The organism is Streptomyces sp. NRRL F-2664, assembly GCF_000719345.1.
GTDB lineage: Bacteria > Actinomycetota > Actinomycetes > Streptomycetales > Streptomycetaceae > Streptomyces.
Map to the genome: position 1 here is coordinate 1 of NZ_JOFX01000430.1, position 348 is coordinate 348.

General features: G+C 63.2%; 1 pseudogene. It reads right to left on the bottom strand.

Going from position 1 to position 348, the window contains the following annotated elements:
* Positions 1-142 precede the first annotated feature (142 nt).
* Positions 143-348, bottom strand: a pseudogene (locus IF89_RS0136410) (IS5/IS1182 family transposase); the annotation flags it as partial.

The window sequence follows — 348 nt, forward strand, 5'->3', positions numbered from 1 at the left end:
ATCACGTTGTCATCGAGAGTGAGGCCGACAGACCCTGGCACCCCGAACATCGACCGGCGTGTCACCCGCCCCGGCGAACGTTCGTGGCCAACGCACTAGGGAGCGTATTGGGTCGTGATCAAGGAGTGGTGAGGTTCTTGATCTAGATCATCGAAGCGCGGAGCTGGAGGCCGGCGAGGTAGCTCTCGGGTGTGTTGTCGAACCGGGTGGCGATGCCCCGCCAGGCCTTCAGTCTGTTGATCAGGCGCTCGACCGTGTTCCGTTCCTTGCAGAGGTCGGCGTCATGACTGACGGGCCGGCCGCCTCGTGCGCCCTTCTTCTTCCGGTTGGCGACCTGGTCCCGCTTTT